The organism is Pseudomaricurvus albidus (assembly GCF_018863235.1).
GTDB lineage: Bacteria > Pseudomonadota > Gammaproteobacteria > Pseudomonadales > Cellvibrionaceae > Pseudomaricurvus > Pseudomaricurvus albidus.
This window is the reverse complement of sequence record NZ_JAHKRS010000004.1, coordinates 13,428-32,517: the sequence shown is the minus strand read 5'-3', so window position 1 is coordinate 32,517 and position 19,090 is coordinate 13,428. Positions and strand designations below refer to the sequence as shown.

The following is a 19,090-nucleotide window of genomic DNA, read 5'->3' as shown; positions in this document are numbered from 1 at the left end:
GTCCCTAGCAGCAGTTTGTTAGCCATTGTTTATTTCCGTGCTTCTGATTGTAGCCTTATGCCAAAAGCCACCACCATAGGTACGACCTAGCCACAAAAAGAATATGCACGCCAATATGGAAAATACAATTAACGAACAGTAAAACCAATTTACGCCCGCCTCGCATTTAAATGGTGGAAGAGAATAGACAAGTAGACAGCACCATAGAGCGGTTACATACAAGCTTATAATTTGATTTATTTTAGAAACGGATAACGGTGATGGCCCCGTAACTAAGTGCATGCTTATTTCTTTTATTCCCTCGGGTGGGCGGCGAGCAAGAACCACCTTATACAAAGGCCCAATAATTCCATCCTCAAGCATATCGACATGTTTTTCCCAATTCTCTTGCCACTGCTTGCTGCCTCGGTTAACACAAACCCAAGCAAATGAAAAAACCGCACCAATACAAGAGAGCATTACTGATAAATCTTGCTTATTATCAGCCGCTGAGGCTTGAACAGCTATAAAGCCAGCGAACGCCGCACCTATAAAAGTCCAGAAATAAGCTGCTCTTTTCCAATAAAGCTCAATTTCAAATTTTCGTATATCAAGAGCATGCTCCAGCGCCTCCTTTCTTCGTTTTTCATCGAAGAAGTCCTGTTTATACTGCTCTTGAGAGTAATCGTTCTGTGGCACAATCTCTCCTGATGGCTAACAACTAAATCAACGTCCCAAAGACGTGTTTAAACACATCTCGATGACATATATCCACATATCAGGTCACCACCCCAACCCAATACCATCTAATTTTCAATGCGTGACCTAGCCATAACGCAATCAATCACATCACAGCGACATAGATCTACAGGAGGAAAAAACAGATAAGAAAGGAGATTATCCCTACGCTATACCCATTGCTGGTGGCTCTTCCTGTGAGGCACTTTGTCGTCAATATCAACATCCATTGTAGCCAGACTGACGGTTTCTTCAAGACCATCATGCAAAGCCGCATACATAACGTCCTTATCGCGTATTCCATATTCAGCGCCCCACCTTAGACACTCGATCTCGGAGCTAAAACACTCGACGGCCTATTCCTGAGTCTCGTGTTCGGGTTTTTATGGGTCGTTATCGGGTCTCAGAGTTTCGACATTGGGTATTAAAGCCTCGATATTGGATCTCAAAGACTCGACATTGGGTCTTTGATTCTCGATGCCGAGTGGTTGTGTATGCAACATCGGGTCTTTTGTATGCGACGTCGGGTCTTTGATATGGGATGTCGGGCCTTTTGTATGGGCCTGGGGGATACGATGTATGGGCTAAGCGGATACAAAAGACCCGACGTTCCATTGCGCGTATGGAAGCTTCTCTGTCCGATAGCCGACATCTTCCTTCGGCAATGGACGATCGAGTGTTTTGTATAGGCCAGGGGGATACAACGTATGGACTGGGGGGATACGATGTATCCCCCTCCCCTGTACCGTGATACCCCCTTCCTGTTTGTTCACCCGTTATCCTGTGCGTGGGAGCCGTTGTTCTATTGCGGAGCTTCGGTAATGGTGTATTTAGCTCCGGTATTGGGTCTTGGGGCTTCGGTTTTGGAGATTGGAACGAGGACATTGGAGTTAAAACACTCGGTGGTCGAGCAAAATCATTCGATTGGCTCGCTCAAAGTCTCGGCGTTGGCTTTCAATGGCTCGGCGGGCTACAAAAAAGGCTCGGTATCCTCTGAAAATCACTCGGCGTCTTCTGAAAATCAGTCGGCGTCCTCTGAAAATCAATCAACAGCCCTATACGAATCACTCGATGCCCTCCGAAATTGCTCCGGCATCGGGTGTTCGAGAACCGTGATCGTCTGAAAAAGGCTCGGCGTCGAGTGATTTTGGTCGGCGGTGCTCTGGTGGAGCTTCGGTGTCGAGTGTTTAAGGTGGGATTGGCTCGCTGGCAGGTGGTTTTTGAATGCGGTGTCGATATCACCCAAAAAAATCCATCTGCCCCCGCCCTGCTCCTGGTGTTTTGTCTGCCGCGGCCACGGTATCGGGCCGTCGAAACAATGACGTATCCAACCCTCGTAGGCGGCCATCACCCAGTTTTAATTTGCGCACAGTTCGCTGAAAACGCTGGCGGATGAGGTCGGCCCAGAGGCCTTCGCCTTTCATGCGGGAGCCGAAGCTGGCGTCGTAGTCTTTTCCACCGCGCATGTCGCGGATGCGGTTCATGACCCGTTCGGCGCGGTCGGGAAAGTGGGTTTGCAGCCAGTCCTGAAACAGAGGGTTCACTTCCCACGGCAGGCGCAGGACGATGTAGTTGGCGCTGACAGCTCCGGCTTCGGCCGCGGCTGCCATAACCTGTTCCATTTCCTGCTCGGTAATGAACGGAATCACCGGTGCGATGCTGACCGAAACCGGTATGCCGGCGTCGGTGAGTCGGCGGATGGTTTTCAGGCGACGCTGAAGAGACGCCGCACGGGGTTCGAGTTTGCGGGAGAGTTCGTGATCGAGGGTGGTCAGGGTGATGGCGACGCTGAGAAGGTTGTCGCGGGCCATGTCGGTCATGAGGTCGAGATCCCGTTCGATCAGGGCGGACTTGGTGATCAGGCCGGTGGGATGGCGGCACTGGTGCAGGATGTCCAGGCACTGGCGGGTAATGTTGAGTTCCCGCTCGCAGGGCTGGTAGGCGTCGGTGTTGATGCCCAGGGCAATGGGCAATGGCTGGTAACCGGGTTTGGCGAGTTCGCGACTGAGCAATTGCGGGGCGTTGGTTTTGGCGTACAGGCGGCTTTCAAAATCCCACCCGGGTGACAGGCCCAGATAGGCGTGGGAGGGTCTGGCAAAACAGTACACACAGCCGTGCTCGCAACCGCGATAGGGATTGAGTGAGACCGAAAACGGCAAGTCCGGCGACTGGTTGCGGGTGAGGATGCTGCGGGCACGCTCGGGGGTGACGTGGGTTTTGAGTCGGGGTATCTCTTCCTCTTGCCACCAGCCATCATCCACGGTTTCGATCAGCTGGGCCTCAAAGCGGCCGGCCAGATTGCTGCTGGCCCCGCGGCCCTTGATGCTGATGGCCCCGCGGCCCTTGATGCTGGTTTGCGACTTTGCCGATTCACTCGTCGGCTCAACGGTCCTCTTTGACACGGGCCACCCCACAAACACTGTATATAAAAACAGTACCATTATGGTTGTGACCCGCCTGTCTGGCAAGCGCCAAGGGTGACCCCGTCGAGCTGGCGGGTATATTGTCATCCAAATTTCCAGATTAACCGTATAGTTAGAAGACAAGCAGCCGATACAGCCAGTAACTGCGTACATAATTATAAAGGCGGTGTCAGTCGAGGTAAGGCTCTGTGTGAGCGCTGCATCACCCCACAAATTTAGGTCAAAGTGGTATGAATTTTTGGCGTCTGGTCAGCCCAAATGACTTTTCTACCCCTGCCCTGATCAGCCACCATAACCACTGGCTGTGTGTGGTGGCCATCCTGTTGGCTGTGTTATCAGCCTGGGTTCTCCTGCCCGTAATCCAACGCTACCATTATGGTAACCCTCGCAATCGCACTCTGTGGCTGGTGGTCGGTGGTGTTGGCATGGGGGTTGGTATCTGGGCGATGCATTTCACGGCCATGCTGGCCTACTCGCTGCCCATCAGTATCGAATACGACCTGCTGATCACCTGCATTTCAATTGTCCCGGCCATCCTGGCCAGTATGTGCTGCATACGCCTCTATCAACCGGAAAACCCCTCGTTTCGACGTTATCATCTGGCGGGACTGGCACTGGCTCTGGGTGTCGGCAGCATGCACTATCTGGGCATGGAGGCCATTATTGTGGCCGCCGACATGTACTATGAGCCGAAATGGTTTGTCGTATCGCTGCTCTCGGCGTATTTGCTGGCGGTCTGGGGGCTGCGGGCACATAAACATTTCAGCCAGTACCCCAAATTACCCCATTTGGGATTGATGATTGGCTGCCTGCTGTTGGGCATTGCCGTCAGCAGCATGCACTTTGTTGCCATGAAGGCGACCTATTTTCAGGCCAGCATCCCAGGTCTTGCTCATCACATGACCATACCCCCCTATGGGCTGATTGTGATTATTATCACCTGCACACTGATTTTGCTGGGAATGATTGCCATCGGGGTTCTGGTAGACCAGCGCCTGGACCATGTCACCACCTCGCTTGAACACAGCGAAACGCGCTTTCGACAATTGGCCGAATCGACCCAAACCGCGATTTTTACGTTTGATCCCGAACGTATTCACTTTGCCAATCCGGCACTCAGCCAGATCACCGGTTATGACGCTGAAGAACTGCTCACCCTGCCCCTGTCACAGGTATTGGGTGAAGAGTTTTATCGGTTTGTGCAGGAGATCCAGGAAAGCGAAATCCCTCCCGGTCAGGTGTACCGCAAACAATGTCGGGTGACGACATCGACAGGCGAAAAACACTGGCTGTATTTCAGTCTGACGTTGGCAGAATTTGAAGATCGGCCTCTGGGACTGGCCAGCGCCGTCGATATCAGCGATCAGAAACGGGCAGAAGCCAACTTGCGCAATCTGGCCTATACCGACCCGCTGACACGATTGGCTAACCGTGCCCGCCTGATGGACCGGCTTTCTCATCATTTGAAGTTACTGAAACGGCGAGACGAAGGTTGCCAGTCTTGCCTGATGCTGCTGGATCTTAATGGCTTTAAAGCCATCAACGATATTCATGGCCATCAACAAGGGGATTTGTTGCTGACCCGTCTGAGTTTGCGGCTGCGTAAATTCTGCCGCGAATCCGATACCGTGGCCCGCCTGGGGGGCGACGAGTTTATTGTTCTGTTTGAAGATGTTCAGTCCCATTATGAGATTCCCTCCATCGCAGATCGCCTGCTGGAGCACCTCTGCCGTCCTGTAGAACTGGGGCGTGGTCCGATTGATATCCACATCAGCATTGGTGTGCTGGAATTGCAGCCGGGCCTCTACTCCACGCCGGATGAAGCTCTCAGGGATGCGGACATCGCCCTGTATCGAGCCAAGGAAACCCATGGCCCCAGCTGGACCCTGTTTGACGAGGCGCTGGATCAGGGAGCCCAGCGCGAACGGCTGCTGATGGGTGAACTGAAATCAGCCATCGCAGGGGATCAGCTGGAGCTGCATTACCAGCCGATTGTCGAAGCCCGGAACGGCAAGGTCGTGGGTTTTGAAAGTCTGGCACGCTGGCAACGCTCGAACGGTGAATGGGTATCCCCTGCCGAATTCATTCCATTGGCCGAAACCATGGGGCTGGTTGCCGACATTGGTCTGTGGGCGACCGCCACCGCAGCCCACCAGTTGAACCAATGGAATCAGTTGCTTCAACACCAGAAGCTGTATATCAGTATCAACCTGGCTCCGGTGTCGTTTTCAGACGAACGCCTGCAAACCCTGCTTGAAAAGGTGTTCAAAGAGTATGAATTAACCAGTGGTCAACTTCGGCTTGAACTGACAGAAAGCATGCTGATGTCAGACACTAACGCCATGCTCAAGCGCCTCGACAGGTTACTGGCACTGGGGTGTGAAATCATGATTGATGATTTTGGTACCGGTTATTCATCCCTGTCTTACCTGCACCGTTTGCCGATCAGTACCTTGAAGATTGATCGCAGTTTTATTGTGAGTCTGGAGGAAGGTGAATCTGCCCGCTCGATCATTACGACAATTGTCGGACTTGCGGACAACCTCGACATGAAAGTTATTTGTGAAGGTGTCGAAAATGCCGGACAGGTTTATCAATTGATGATTCTTGGCTGTCACTTGATGCAGGGCTTTCATTTTAGCCGTCCGTTACCGGCACAGCAGGCGCAAGACTATCTGTTAAAGCACCTGCCAGAAAAAACAGAAGCGGCACTCATAAAGCGCAGGGGGTAACTCAGGCAGCCCCGTTACAAAGTGGGTACCCAGCCATTGGGAAATCCCTTTAGATACCCATCCCAACAGCCCTGGCCTCGCAAGACAATAAAACGCGAGCGTGGCAGAGGCTGCTGACCGTTTTTTAACAGACCTTTCGCCCCGCAATACTTTTCCCACCAGTATTGTTGCGCGGCAAGCGCCTCCAATCGGGTGAAGCCTTTCAGGTGTTCTATGATGTCCGGCCGGTAGGGCCACTGTTCGCAGGACCCCTGATAAATGTCCGCTGGCCACTGGTGTGCGTGCCAGGGAGAGCGGACATCGTCGGTGTAGTGGCGAAAAAAACGCTTGCGGTATTGTCGGCTCAGGACCACGCCGATGTAGACACTTTTTCTGGACGCGCTTTCGATCAGGCGGTAAACGATGTAATCATCGCGCTCGGGGCTTGAAATTTCTTCTGCGTTCCACTGCTCTGAATCCCACACCATAAGGACACCCTGCGGCCAGACTTTGCATTCACTCTTTTAAGGACGCTTTCAGCGATGCTTTTATAAAAAGTGTAGCATTTCAGCTTCAGTTGGCATGCAGGCTTTGAATCTGACGCAGGAGTACGTTGTGGTCGCGGTATTCGCGAGAGAGCCGCACAACGCCACGTTCGGTTTCCAGCACCAGCGAAGGAAACCCGTCGATGGGTAGCTGTCGGGCCAGCGTCATCTGCTGCTCGAATGTCTGTTGCACGGCGTCGGACAACAAGTCAGTTTCGAACTGTTCGGCATCCAGCCCCAGCTCCTGAGCCAACTGCACCAGCACCGGCACGTCCGAGGGGTTTAGTGCCCGCAGGTAGTATGCGCGCTGGACAGCATCGATCATCTGTTCCTGCGCGCCCTGATTGGCTGCCGCAATGGCCGCCCGGCAAGAAATGTAGGTGGATCGCCGGGGTACGTTGTTGTTCCAGAAATCAAAATTGAACTCTGTGCCCAGCTGGCTCTGAATATCGCGCCAGTACCCCTGAATGGCCTGTTGCATGGCTTCGGGCATGGGCTGATCGTTATCCGGCGCCAGACCACCGGCCAGATAGACCAGCTCGAGGTCGGATGGCAGCTCTTTCTTCAGGGCGTCCCACACCGGCCTGAACCCCCAGCACCACGAACACATGGGGTCATAGGCATAATAAAGACGGTCCGGGCCTGGGGAGGTTGAAGTCGGTGCGAACGTGGAAGTCGTTGAGGAGGTCATAAAAGGGTGTCATCACATTGAGATGGGAGCAGTTTACCCTATTTAGCCGACTCTGCCGGCAAGCGGATGGCCACGGCGAATCTCTCGCAAGGCAGACATCATTGCTCTACAATGCGCCCCAACACCCTTCCCCCTCAGAGATATCAAGATTATGACCAGCCCCAAAACCTCTAACCGCAGCCGCCGTTTACGCAAAAAACTGTATCTGGACGAGTTTGCCACTCAGGGATTCGAACTGGATTTTGAATTTGCCGCCGAAAAAGACGCTGACCAGCTGGATGCCTTTATTGCAGACTTTATGGCGGACGCCATGGAAGCCAACAAGCTGGCGTTTATGGGCAGTGCCTGTGCCGAAACCATCGCCGGTGTGGTCATCTGTGAAGGCCGTTATGATTCTGTCACCCCGGAGCAGCGTCAGGCGGTTGCCGACTGGCTGGCGGCTAACGCAGACGTGAAAGCCTGCGAGTGCGGCGAGCTGGTGGATTCGAACGAAATACTCTAACTGCCCTGGTTAGTTATATAGCCGAGCAAGCCCTGCGATGAATCCGGGCTTGCTCTGCCCCACCTCTTAATATTCTGTGTACTTTTTACTGCTGCCCCGCACCACGTCTGCCGGGTACTTGGCTTCGTTCTTTCTGGTCTTTTGGCGCACCGCCTCGCCGATATCCACACCCAGCTTATCCGACAAGCGAGCCAGATAGATCTGGATATCCGCGATTTCGTCCACCACGGCGGCCAATTGCTGTTCACTCAGATTTTGGGATTGTTCTTCCGTCAGCCACTGGAAACATTCAACCAGCTCTGAGGCCTCGACGCTGAGCGCCATCGTCAGGTTTTTGGGTGAGTGAAACTGGTCCCAGTCTCGCTTTGCAGCGAATTCCCGCAAATACTTCTGTAGCTGCTTAAGCTCTTCCATGGTTCCCCCTGTTGCTGCTGTTCAATTGTTCAGTTTTTTTGACCATTCTCTTTCAAAATGGACGCTTATTCCGCTGTGAGTCGCATTCTACAATGTTTTCATCGTTTGAAGATTTATCGAATCCACAGATCGCCCCCTGTTCAGGAGCAACAACATGACAACGACTACCGTGAATCAAGCTTCAGTTACCCCCAAATTCATCAAGCCTCTGCTGGCCTCTCAAGCCGGTATTGGCGCTCTGGTATTGCGCGTGCCCATCGGCCTGATTCTGGCGGCCCACGGCTCACAAAAACTGTTCGGCTGGCTGGGCGGCTACGGCCTGGAAGGCACTGGTCAGTGGATGGCATCCATCGGTTTTGAACCCGGTGTATTGATGGCTCTCCTGGCTGGCAGCGCCGAGTTTTTTGGCGGCCTGTTGCTGGCTCTGGGCCTTTTGACCCGCCCTGCGGCTCTGGTTGCGGCTTTCACCATGCTGATGGCGCTCACCTTCCACCTGCCAAATGGTCTGTTTGTCAGCAACAACGGCTATGAGTTCGCGCTGAGCCTGCTTACCGCTACGGCTGCATTGATCTTTCTGGGCGGTGGCCGCTTGTCGCTGGATAACGCTATTGCCAAAAAGATCCAGTAATACCGATTTACCGTATCCCCAAGGAAGCTGCTTCCCTGGGGATGGCTCCAGGCCAGAGTTTAACCGGCTTATGTTTGCAATAACCAAGAGTTCACTCACCACGCAAGGAGATCATCATGGGATTACTCATTGAAGGCCAATGGCACGACCAATGGTACGATACCGACAGCAACGATGGCGAGTTTGTCCGTACCGATGCACAGTTTCGCAACTGGGTAACCGCAGAAGGTTCCAGTGATTTTCCAGCTGAGTCAGGCCGCTACCACCTGTTTGTATCGCTGGCGTGTCCATGGGCACACCGCACCCTGATTTTCCGCAAACTGAAACAACTGGAAGATGTGATAGGCGTGACGGTGGTCAAACCCGAGATGCTCGACAAGGGGTGGGAACTGTTACCTCAAGATGATGCAGCCGCCATGGACCCAAGCCCGATTGCCGATATCCGCTATCTGTACGAGGTCTATACCGCGACTCAAAGCGATTACAGCGGGCGTGTCACCGTGCCCATACTCTGGGACAAAAAGACGCACACCATCGTCAACAACGAGTCGGCCGAGATTATCCGCATGCTCAACAGTGCGTTCGATGCCTTTACGGACGTCAAAACGGATTTTCACCCGGAGCCGCTGCACCCACGTATCGATGAGATCAATGAGCTGGTGTACGACAACATCAATAACGGGGTGTATAAGGCGGGCTTTGCCACTACGCAACACGCCTACGAGAAAGCCTTTGATGCACTCTTCAAGGCGCTGGATCATGTGGAAGGCACCCTCGGACAGCAACGCTATTTGGCGGGCAATCAAATGACCGAGGCAGACTGGCGTCTGTTCACAACACTGATTCGCTTTGACAGTGTGTATTTCGGACACTTCAAAACCAATCTGCGACGGATTGAGGACTACCCCAACCTGTCCAATTATCTGCGCGAGCTGTATCAGGTTGAGGGCATTGCCGATACGGTGAATTTTGATCACATCAAAACGCACTATTACTACAGCCACGACACCATCAATCCAACACGGGTCGTGCCTGTTGGACCGGAGCTGGATTACAACCGCCCTCACAACCGTGATCGTTTTTTCTAACGAGATCGGTTTTCTAATACGACGACAGGAGGTAATCATGAACAGACAACTTATCGGCCTCTACGCCGCCCGGGCAACCGCGGATGGCGATGGTGTGGATATACATCGCATCAGCACGCAACAGCGTTACGCCCAATTCGATCCATTTTTAATGCTGGATGAGTTTAAAGGTGGTTTCGATGGCAAACAGACCCGTGGCTTTCCCGAGCACCCTCACCGCGGATTTGAAACCGTCACCTACATGCTGGACGGTGCCATTGAACATCGGGATCACCTGGGTAATGTCGGTCGTCTGGTCAGCGGCGGCGTGCAGTGGATGACGGCCGGACGCGGCGTGCTGCACTCTGAACTGCCCATTGCCGAGCAGAATTATTTCCACGGGTTTCAGATCTGGGTCAATCTGCCTGCGGACGAAAAAATGACGGATCCGAAGTATCGTGAGTTCGGGCCCGAGGACATTCCGGTATTAAGCCTGGCCAATGGCACAGATGTAAAAGTCATTGCCGGAACCTTCACTCAGGAAGGACAGTCTGTCACCGGCCCGGTGAAAGATGTCGCCACACGGCCAGACTATTGGGACGTTCACTTGCCACAAAGCGAAACTGTGTCGCTGCCGGTCGCTAACGACAAACGGGTTCTGGTGTATGTCTATGAAGGTGAGGTTCACGGGTCACAGGATGGCGCGCACCAGCAGATAGGCTCAAAACAAATGGCGGTATTCAGCCCCGGTGATGTCTTGCAAATTGAAGCGAATGAAAGCAGCAAGTTTTTAGTGCTAGCGGCCCAGCCGATTGGTGAACCGGTGGTGAGTTGGGGGCCATTCGTAATGAATACCCGGGATGAAATAGAACAGGCCATACAGGATTACAATAACGGCGTGCTGGTTTAATGCCAGCGCCGGCCTTTCCTGTAAACCGTTTACCGGGAAACGTTGGTGGGATCAGCCCACCAGATCCGGAGTCAAATGCTTTTCTACGTACCAGCAGGTGGTGCTGATGTCGTACCCCTGCTGTCGCGCCCAGGATAAACCGGTTTCTACCAGTTTTTCGGCATAGCCTTTTCCGCGCAGGCGAAAAGGTACGTAGGTTGAAGTGAATGTCACTGAGTGATCTTTCAGATCATATTCTAGCTTTGCCAGGCTGCCATTCACTTGTGCAATAAAGCAATGCTGATCCGGTTGATGTTTAATGGTATCCATCATTTTTCTTACCACTCTTTCCTGTTACCACTTTTTTCAGTAACTCTGAATTGCCAACGGTCTGACAATTCTTCTGCAGTCAAAACTCACCGCGGCTGTATCAATAACGTCGGAATACCCAGCTGGTGGCTTTTAACGCTCGCGACCAGAGAGCCTTCCTTTCTTCCTTTGCGTAAGTCTGACAACTTTACGCCGGCCTTGCTTAACCGTTGATGAACAATGTTTATGTCATCAGCCTGGTAGGCAATACCCCAAAAGTAATCGGTGCCCTCAAAAGGTTTTGTGGGCTCTATCACTTCGAGGGTGAGCTTGCCGACACGAAAAAACAGCATCCGCCCACCCCACTCCGGGACATTTTTATCCAGCGCCAATCGAATACCTAACCCGTCTGATCCAAATAAACGAATGGTATCGTCTGCACTATGAGTATAGATGACCAGATGATCTACCCGCGAAATATTGTCCGGTGTAAAGCTATCGGCATTAACGTATGTTTCTTGATCAAAGTTTGGCTCCATCGACGCCGGAAACTCATCATCCGGTTCGAGGCTGAGCCATAAGCCCCGACAATCTTCTTCCGGCAATGGTCCATATCCGGTTGCTGATTCAGAGTCGTGTTGGACGGCAAAGACAATCCCCACCAACGACGGTGAATCGACCGGCAGTTCCAACAATTCCAACGTCGTATTTTCTAATGAGAACCAGGCCGCCAAGCAAGAACTCGAGCGTTCCGGCAGTTCGACCCTGCCCTGCCAAACCGGATCGATACCCAGTAACGTCCGATACTGGTCGACAGCCTCTGTCCGATTCGGACAGGCAATTCTGAGACGTTTGAAACCAAGAATGTCAGGTTTGGCCGTTTGGGCCGGAGGGTTTGAATCTGTCATCGGAGGCACTCGCTAAAAGATAGCGAAATACTAACATGATGGGTAAACAGGAGGCACGATGGGTAAACAGGATGAAGGCCGGGATCGGTGTTGGCGGTAGAACCAGAAAACGGGGAAGATCAGGGAAAGGCGCCTCCGAGGATGAGGCGCCTGAAGAAAAAGGCCTTAACGTGGCAAAAAAAACAAGTCTGAGGGATCCGTTGTTATTTTTTCTTTTTCTTCTTCTGCTTAACTTTCTGCTTCTGATAATGCTTGGTTAAGCGCTCACGTTTCTGTAACTGGCGATCGGTGAGTTTGTTTTTGCGATCCTTGAACGGGTTTTCGGTGGTTTTAAACAGGATTCTCACCGGAGTCCCGTGCAAGTCCAATGCGCGACGGAAGGTTTTTTCCAGGTACTTGGTGTAGTGGCCGGGAATTTTATCGGTCTGGTTGCCGTGAATCACAATGATCGGAGGGTTATGACCACCGGAGTGCGCGTAACGCAACTTGATTCGACGTCCGTTGACCAATGGTGGCTGGTGAACCACAACCGCATCTTCCAGAATCTTGGTCAGGTGATTGGTAGAGAGTTTGTCCGTCGCCGAGCTGAACGCTTTTTCGATTGACTCATACAAGTGGCCAACGCCGGTACCGTGCAATGCCGAGATGAAGTGAATATCGGCAAAGTCCACAAACCGCAGACGTCGGTCGAGTTCGGTTTTGATGTGTTCTTTCTGCTCAGCTTCGAGGCCATCCCACTTATTGAGTGCGACAACCAAAGCCCGGCCACTGTCGATCACCTGCCCCATCAAGTGCAAATCCTGATCAACTACCCCTTCGCGGGAATCCATGACCAGCACCACCACATTGGCATCTTCGATGGCTTGCAAGGTCTTAACAATGGAGAACTTCTCAACCGTCAGTTTGACATTTTTACGACGGCGAACACCGGCGGTATCAATAATGGTGTATGGCTTGCCGTCCCGCTCGTAATCGATATAGATGCTGTCACGGGTAGTGCCCGGCATGTCGTAGACGATAACCCGATCTTCACCCAGCAGGCGGTTCACCAGAGTGGATTTACCCACATTCGGGCGACCCACAATGGCCATCTTAATGCCACGATCGTCGTCCTCTTCCTCTTCTTCCTGAGGCGGGAACTCGGCCAGCACGGCTTCCATCAGGGACTTCACACCGCGCCCGTGGGAGGCGGTGGTCGGATAGATCTCTCCCATCCCCATCTCATAGAACGGCGAAATAGCAACATCAAAGCTCAAACCATCGACCTTGTTGGCGACCACATAGGTTTTCTTGTTGTTGACCCGCAGATGCTTGGCGATCATTTCGTCTGCCGGAGTCAGACCGTCACGGCAATCCACCAGAAACAGCACGGCATCGGCTTCAGCCACTGCCTGCAGGGATTGCTCGGCCATGACTTCATCGATACCGTCTTCGTCGCCACTGATGCCGCCGGTATCGATCAGAATAAACTTATGATCCAGATAATTGGCCTCACCATACTTACGATCACGGGTCAGACCCGCGTAGTCGGCGACAATCGCATCACGTGTATTGGTCAGTCGATTGAACAGCGTGGATTTACCCACATTAGGACGGCCCACCAGGGCAATTACAGGAATCATCAAATATCTCGTTAAAACTGTCTCATTAAAGCTGTTGCTACTCTCCTGCCCTGAAAAACCGTGACTGTGCCATCGGTTTCAGAAGCGGTGTAAAAACAGCAAAGGCCAGAGCAGCATTGCTACTCTGGCCTTTAGTATAACTCAGGTCGCCTTCAATAAAACGCAGGTTATTGACTTGAGCTTATTCTTCCTCGGTCAGGGCTTCGAGATCACCGCTGTTGCCGTAAACATAGAGGACATCACCCACACCAACCATTGGGGTGCGTACTCCGTCACCATCAACCTTGCGGCGAGCCACAAACTGTCCGTCGCTCTGGTTCATGATGTGCACATAGCCTTCGAAATCAGCCACGGCAACATAGGAACCAAACGTCTGGGGAGCACCAATCTGGCGGCGAGCCAACTGGTCGTTTTCCCAAATCAGGGCACCACTTCTTGCATCGTAGGCTTTGACGGAATCGTCTGCGCCACTGACAAAGATATAGCCCATGCCAGCCCCCAGGTTGTTATAGCTGGAAGCCTGCTGAGCCCACAGGCCTTGTCCGGTGCCACGGTTAAGTGCCACAAGACGCCCCTGGTAGCTCACTGCGTAGAGAATATCACCCACAATCAGAGGCGCTGCATTAATGTCGACCACACGCTCAAGCTCAGAGCGGCCCTGTGCGGCAGCCACACGCTGCTCCCACTGAACGGTGCCATCTTTCACATCCAGCGCCATGACTTTACCTGAGGAAAAGCCCGCGTAAACAGAAGTCGAGGTAATCAGTGGCGTCGAAGTACCACGCAAAGTCAAAGCCGGAATAGCAGAATCGTTCATCCACAACTGACTGCCATCGGAAACCTTCAGGCCATAAACTTTGCCGTCCAGAGTCTGAACGGCCAGCTCTGAACCATTGCTTTGAGGCGGTGACAGGATTTCACTGGACAATCGTGTGCGCCACACTTCGGACCCGGTGTTTGCGTCCAGGGCAACCACTTCACCCTTCAGGGTGCCGACAAATACGTGATTGCTGGAAGAACCAACACCACTGGATACCGGTACCTCCAACTCCACTTCCCAGATTTCATCACCGGTGGAACGATCCAGGGCTTTAACCAACCCTTCTGCGTCCACGGCAAACACCTGATCACCTTCAACGGCTATCGGCAGCAAGCTGTAGGTGCTACCGGCGCCCATGCCAATACCTTCAGACCAGAGGCGATCCATTTCGACGGTCTCGTCGAAATCCACCAGATCTGCGGGTTCCAGATTCACATCGTCATTGGAAGAACAGGCCGCCAGTACGGATACCAGACCAATCAAGAGAACACGTTTCATGAGTTGTCTCCCTGATCCACTGAGGCAACAGAAGGTTGCAGATCTTCAATCTTGATTTCCAGTAAAGGACGACGGCTGGCCTGATCCGGCAACAAGCTGTCCAGCGCCAGTTGGTAGGCCGCCAGGGCTTTGGCTGTCTCATCCTGGCTGACAAACACATCGCCGCGAATCTCGGCGAAGGTCGCTTTGAAGCTGCCGCTGTTCTCGTCGGCAACCGTGGCCAGAGCCTGATCGTACTGTTTTTGATCCAGCTGAACACGAGCCAGACGCGAGCGCACCAGCAGAGTTAAGGCTTCTTCTACGTTCTGGTCGATGACCCACTGCAATTCAGCGGCCGCAGCGGCCAGATCGCCTTTTTCGACATCCAGCTTGGCCTTAAACAGGGCCGCCTGACTGGCGTACAGGCTGGAGGAATAGTTTTCTTTTAACTGATCAGCCAGATGATAGGCCGTCGTGGCCTTCTCTTCGCTCAGTGACTTGCCAGGTTCTGAAACCATGGCTTCGGCGAGATTCTGGTAGATAGCCGAAGCTTCTTCGGCGCTTTCTTGCTTCGCGTCTTGCCAAAAGCCCCAGCCCACATAGCCGCCAATGGCCAGCACAACACCGACAATGGTGGATTTACCATTGTCGTCCCACCAGCGCTTCATCGATTCGAGCTGTTCTTCTTCCGTTAAATGTGCAGTCACAAAAACTCCTAAAGGTTATTCTTCAATGGATTCCTGCGGGAATCACTTATTCTGAGCATCGGCCACTGGTCTATTTTTGATCAGTCGCGGTCTGCACTAGCTTCGCTGGGGGTTAATCTTGCAACGCGGACAAAAGTTCTTCAACTGCTAATGTCTGCTGAGGCTTATCATCGCGTAAAAACTTAATGGTGGCCTGACCATTGGCGGCTTCGTCCTCGCCGATGATGATGGCGACATCGGCCCCGCTGGCATCGGCTTTCTTCATTTGTTTCTTGAAGTTACCGCCGCCACAGTGGCTCATCACCCGCAAATGCGGCAAACCGCTGCGAATCTGCTCGGCCACGGCAAATGCCTGCGCCTGAACATCCCCCATCGCTGCGACGTAGACGTCGACGCTTTGGTTCAGACCTTCGGGAATGACATTCAGTTCCTGCAACAACAGAATCAAACGCTCGACGCCCATGGCAAAACCGACTGCCGGGGTAGGCTTGCCGCCCATTTGCTCAACCAGACCGTCGTAACGGCCACCGGCACACACAGTACCCTGCGCACCCAGACGGGTTGTGACCCACTCAAATACAGTCTTGCTGTAATAGTCGAGACCGCGAACCAAACGAGGGTTGATCTCGTAGGCAATGCCGGCAGCGTCCAACAGCGCTTTTAATTGCTCGAAATGCGTCCGTGACTCTTCATCCAGATGATCGTGCAGAGCCGGTGCGTCATTTAACAAAGCCTGGGTTTCCGGGTTTTTACTGTCCAGAATCCGCAGAGGGTTACTGTCCAATCGACGCTGACTGTCTTCGTCCAGCTGATCTTTGCGGGCAGACAGGTACTCTACCAATGCGGCCCGGTATTCGGCACGGGACTCTGAAGACCCCAGGGTATTCAGTTGCAAGGTAACGGCATCGGAAATGCCCAGCTCTTTCCACAAACGAGCCGTCATCAGCAGCAATTCCGCATCGATGTCGGGACCGTTCATGCCGAAGGTTTCAATGCCGATCTGATGGAACTGACGCAGACGCCCTTTTTGTGGACGCTCATAGCGGAACATGGGGCCGTGATACCACAGACGCTGAGTCTGGTTATACAGCAGACCGTGTTGTTCACAGGCACGCACACAGCAAGCGGTACCTTCAGGACGCATGGTGAGACTCTCATCATTGCGATCGTTGAAGGTGTACATTTCCTTTTCAACGATGTCTGTCACTTCACCAATGGAGCGCTTGAACAGTTCGGTCTGTTCCAGGATCGGGAAACGAATTTCCTGATAGCCATAACTCTGAACCACATCAGCAACGGTGGACTCAAGGTACTGCCAGGCTGCTGAATCGCCGGGGAGCAGGTCATTCATGCCACGAATGGCTTGCAGTTTTTTCAAAATCTGTTCCTTTTTTGCTCTGTTTCTTGCCCCGTACGGTGTCCGCTTGTGCTCGGAGACGTGTCAGGCTTTTGCAATAATATCTTTGTCAGCTTCGGCTTTATCCGCAGCTTTCTTACGGATCAAGCGCTCTAAATCGTCGATCAGGCTATCGCTGTCCTGTTTTAGCTTCTGGTTGGGTTCACCATCCACGTAAATCAGGTTATTGGGCGTACCACCAGCCAAACCGATATCGGCTTCTTTCGCTTCACCCGGACCATTTACAACGCAGCCAATAACCGCGACGTCCATCGGTGTTGTGATATCTTCCAGACGAACCTCGAGCTCGTTCATGGTTTTAATCACATCAAAGTTCTGTCTGGAACAGCTTGGGCAGGCAATAAAGTTGATGCCTTTGCTGCGCAGCTTGAGGCTCTTGAGCAGATCCCAGCCCACTTTCACTTCTTCAACCGGATCGGCCGCCAGTGAAATACGTAAGGTGTCGCCAATGCCGTCCATCAACAACGCCCCTAAACCGACGGCCGATTTGACGGTACCCGAGCGCAATCCGCCAGCCTCGGTAATACCCAGGTGCAAAGGCTGTTCAATTTGCCGGGCAAGACCACGGTAAGCCTCCACGGCCATAAACACATCCGAGGCTTTTACACTGACTTTAAAATTCTGGAAATCGAGTCCGTCGAGAATTTCCACATGACGAAGTGCAGACTCGACCAGTGCTTCAGGCGTTGGTTCGCCGTATTTCTTTTGAATATCTTTTTCCAGTGAACCGGCGTTTACACCAATTCGGATGGGAATATTCATGTCCCGGGCTTTATCCACCACCGCACGGATGCGTTTTTCACGGCCAATATTACCCGGGTTGATACGCAAGCAGTCGACACCCAGGTCAGCCACACGCAACGCAATTCGATAGTCAAAGTGGATATCGGCTACCAGCGGAATATCCACCCGCTTGCGGATTTCACCAAAGGCTTCAGCCGCATCCATGGAGGGAACAGAAACGCGAACGATGTCAGCCCCTGCGTTCTGAATGCGCTGGATCTGATCGACAGTTGCCTCGACATCGGTTGTCTCGGTGTTGGTCATACTCTGTACAGAAATAGGCGCATCTCCACCTACCGGTACATTACCCACCATAATCTGACGAGATTTCCGACGTTTAATCGGTGATTCAAAATGCATGATATAGATCCTGCATGGCAGTTAATCAAAAGAATACGTACATACTTCAGGGGCCAGCTACTGATCAGGCCCTTGATCGCCAACGGTCGTACGAAGCGTTTTACGGTTACCGTTGGGAATGAGCGTTACCGGCTCACCATTCAACTGCAATTGTGCAGCTCTGACATTACCCAGCATCACTTCAAAAGGTGCAACGCCTTCCAGCATAGCGGTAGCACCCGACTGATAGAGGTTTGCCGCAACCACATCGCCGCGTGCATCAGTCACTTCAAGCCAACACTCATCACTGAAGACAAACGTTAATGTATCCAGAGTACCAGCGCCCTCTTCTTTCGCGGGTTCACTGTCGACTGCAGACTGAACGGCCGCGGCAGTCGGCTCTGAAACCGCTTCTTCTGCGAAAGACTCTTGTTCTACAGCATCAGTCACCGAGCTGAGCGATTCGTCAGGCGCAGCAGTAGTTTCACTGGAACCGGTATAGGAAACAGAATCCGATACTGCTGGAGTGATACCTGTATCTGCATCATCAGTCACGGAATCGTCTGACGAATCAAGCTCTGAACTTGTGTCAACCGCATCCGGTACAGCCAGCGGGGCTGTTGATGCATTCGCTTCAGGGCTGTCCGTCGTTTCAGGCGTGTCCGGTGTTTTGGACAACAGAGACACCACAACCCAGGTGGCAACCAGCAACACGGCAATGATGCCGTAGAGTCGATTATCGGATTTTTTGGTTGAGGGCCCTTTCTCAGCTTTAGGCAGAGGCCGATAAGCGGACGATGAATAATCCCGCGATGCCTGTCCCTGCTGGGCTTCCGCTTCATCTGTATGACTGCGATGGTGTTCACGGTAGCTCTGGATAAAACCGTCTGGCGATACGTTTAAAATACGGGCATAAGCGCGATAGTACCCCAGCACAAAGGGCTCGGTGGGCAGTTTTTGAAATTCGTCTTTCTCAAGGTAAGAGATATACGCTTCTGACAGGCGCATTTGATCCGCAACGTAACTCAGACTGAAGCCTGCAGCTTCACGAAGCGCTTTCAATTCACGTCCCGGTGATTGTTCGTCCACTGTCATGTCGTCATAACTTGATGTCATGGCTT

At 52.7% G+C, this 19,090-nt stretch carries 19 protein-coding genes; 6 read left to right on the top strand and 13 right to left on the bottom strand.

Annotated features, from left to right (window positions below; translation table 11 throughout):
- Window positions 1-18: 18 nt before the first annotated feature.
- Complete coding sequence (locus KOI40_RS08355) at window positions 19-678, bottom strand: RipA family octameric membrane protein (protein WP_216097052.1); 660 nt, start codon at window positions 676-678, stop codon at window positions 19-21.
- A 746-nt stretch (window positions 679-1,424) separates the two neighbouring features.
- On the opposite strand from KOI40_RS08355, the gene KOI40_RS08350 reads away from it, so the two are divergent.
- A complete protein-coding gene (locus KOI40_RS08350; protein ID WP_216097051.1) occupies window positions 1,425-1,841 on the top strand; it encodes a hypothetical protein in 417 nt (138 codons plus the stop codon).
- A gap of 114 nt (window positions 1,842-1,955) precedes the next feature.
- Here KOI40_RS08350 and KOI40_RS08345 read toward each other — a convergent pair whose 3' ends face one another.
- Window positions 1,956-3,227, bottom strand: a complete 1,272-nt coding sequence (locus KOI40_RS08345) for a PA0069 family radical SAM protein (RefSeq protein WP_233710131.1) — start codon at window positions 3,225-3,227, stop codon at window positions 1,956-1,958.
- Between the two features lie 143 nt (window positions 3,228-3,370).
- Between KOI40_RS08345 and KOI40_RS08340 the strand changes: the two genes are divergently transcribed.
- Complete coding sequence (locus tag KOI40_RS08340; RefSeq protein WP_216097050.1) at window positions 3,371-5,872, top strand: bifunctional diguanylate cyclase/phosphodiesterase; 2,502 nt, start codon at window positions 3,371-3,373, stop codon at window positions 5,870-5,872.
- 14 nt (window positions 5,873-5,886) lie between these two features.
- Here the strand turns inward: KOI40_RS08340 and KOI40_RS08335 are convergent, their stop codons facing one another.
- Together KOI40_RS08335 and KOI40_RS08330 are read right to left on the bottom strand one after the other, a co-directional pair.
- Window positions 5,887-6,339 carry a hypothetical protein gene (locus tag KOI40_RS08335; protein WP_216097049.1) on the bottom strand — a complete coding sequence of 151 codons (453 nt, stop codon included), beginning with the start codon at window positions 6,337-6,339 and terminating at the stop codon, window positions 5,887-5,889.
- Between the two features lie 85 nt (window positions 6,340-6,424).
- Complete coding sequence (locus tag KOI40_RS08330; protein WP_233710143.1) at window positions 6,425-7,006, bottom strand: DsbA family protein; 582 nt, start codon at window positions 7,004-7,006, stop codon at window positions 6,425-6,427.
- Between the two features lie 232 nt (window positions 7,007-7,238).
- Between KOI40_RS08330 and KOI40_RS08325 the strand changes: the two genes are divergently transcribed.
- Complete coding sequence (locus KOI40_RS08325; RefSeq protein ID WP_216097047.1) at window positions 7,239-7,589, top strand: YggL 50S ribosome-binding family protein; 351 nt, start codon at window positions 7,239-7,241, stop codon at window positions 7,587-7,589.
- A gap of 66 nt (window positions 7,590-7,655) precedes the next feature.
- Here the strand turns inward: KOI40_RS08325 and KOI40_RS08320 are convergent, their stop codons facing one another.
- Entirely contained in the window at window positions 7,656-8,003 is a 348-nt protein-coding gene (locus KOI40_RS08320; RefSeq protein ID WP_216097046.1) for a nucleotide pyrophosphohydrolase, read from the bottom strand.
- A 154-nt stretch (window positions 8,004-8,157) separates the two neighbouring features.
- On the opposite strand from KOI40_RS08320, the gene KOI40_RS08315 reads away from it, so the two are divergent.
- From KOI40_RS08315 to KOI40_RS08305, 3 genes are all read left to right on the top strand, one after another.
- A complete protein-coding gene (locus tag KOI40_RS08315; protein ID WP_216097045.1) occupies window positions 8,158-8,631 on the top strand; it encodes a DoxX family protein in 474 nt (157 codons plus the stop codon).
- Window positions 8,632-8,747: 116 nt separating this feature from the next.
- Window positions 8,748-9,719, top strand: coding sequence for a glutathione S-transferase family protein (locus KOI40_RS08310; RefSeq protein ID WP_216097044.1), 972 nt, complete (start codon window positions 8,748-8,750; stop codon window positions 9,717-9,719).
- Window positions 9,720-9,756: 37 nt separating this feature from the next.
- Window positions 9,757-10,608 carry a pirin family protein gene (locus tag KOI40_RS08305; RefSeq protein ID WP_216097043.1) on the top strand — a complete coding sequence of 284 codons (852 nt, stop codon included), beginning with the start codon at window positions 9,757-9,759 and terminating at the stop codon, window positions 10,606-10,608.
- A 51-nt stretch (window positions 10,609-10,659) separates the two neighbouring features.
- Here KOI40_RS08305 and KOI40_RS08300 read toward each other — a convergent pair whose 3' ends face one another.
- From KOI40_RS08300 to KOI40_RS08265, 8 genes are all read right to left on the bottom strand, one after another.
- Entirely contained in the window at window positions 10,660-10,920 is a 261-nt protein-coding gene (locus KOI40_RS08300; RefSeq protein WP_304504193.1) for a GNAT family N-acetyltransferase, read from the bottom strand.
- 83 nt (window positions 10,921-11,003) lie between these two features.
- Window positions 11,004-11,804, bottom strand: a complete 801-nt coding sequence (locus KOI40_RS08295) for a VOC family protein (RefSeq protein WP_216097042.1) — start codon at window positions 11,802-11,804, stop codon at window positions 11,004-11,006.
- Window positions 11,805-12,007: 203 nt separating this feature from the next.
- Window positions 12,008-13,426, bottom strand: coding sequence for a ribosome biogenesis GTPase Der (der, locus tag KOI40_RS08290; RefSeq protein WP_216097041.1), 1,419 nt, complete (start codon window positions 13,424-13,426; stop codon window positions 12,008-12,010).
- Between the two features lie 181 nt (window positions 13,427-13,607).
- A complete protein-coding gene (bamB, locus tag KOI40_RS08285; RefSeq protein WP_216097040.1) occupies window positions 13,608-14,744 on the bottom strand; it encodes an outer membrane protein assembly factor BamB in 1,137 nt (378 codons plus the stop codon).
- Window positions 14,741-15,430 (bottom strand): YfgM family protein, encoded by a 690-nt coding sequence (locus KOI40_RS08280; protein ID WP_216097039.1) that lies wholly within the window; start codon window positions 15,428-15,430, stop codon window positions 14,741-14,743. Before KOI40_RS08280 ends, bamB begins: the two co-directional genes overlap by 4 nt.
- Window positions 15,431-15,542: 112 nt before the next feature.
- Window positions 15,543-16,808 carry a histidine--tRNA ligase gene (gene hisS / locus KOI40_RS08275; protein WP_255568289.1) on the bottom strand — a complete coding sequence of 422 codons (1,266 nt, stop codon included), beginning with the start codon at window positions 16,806-16,808 and terminating at the stop codon, window positions 15,543-15,545.
- Window positions 16,809-16,871: 63 nt separating this feature from the next.
- Window positions 16,872-17,990, bottom strand: a complete 1,119-nt coding sequence (gene ispG, locus KOI40_RS08270; RefSeq protein WP_216097038.1) for a flavodoxin-dependent (E)-4-hydroxy-3-methylbut-2-enyl-diphosphate synthase — start codon at window positions 17,988-17,990, stop codon at window positions 16,872-16,874.
- Window positions 17,991-18,047: 57 nt separating this feature from the next.
- Complete coding sequence (locus tag KOI40_RS08265; protein ID WP_216097037.1) at window positions 18,048-19,085, bottom strand: RodZ domain-containing protein; 1,038 nt, start codon at window positions 19,083-19,085, stop codon at window positions 18,048-18,050.
- Window positions 19,086-19,090: the final 5 nt, after the last annotated feature.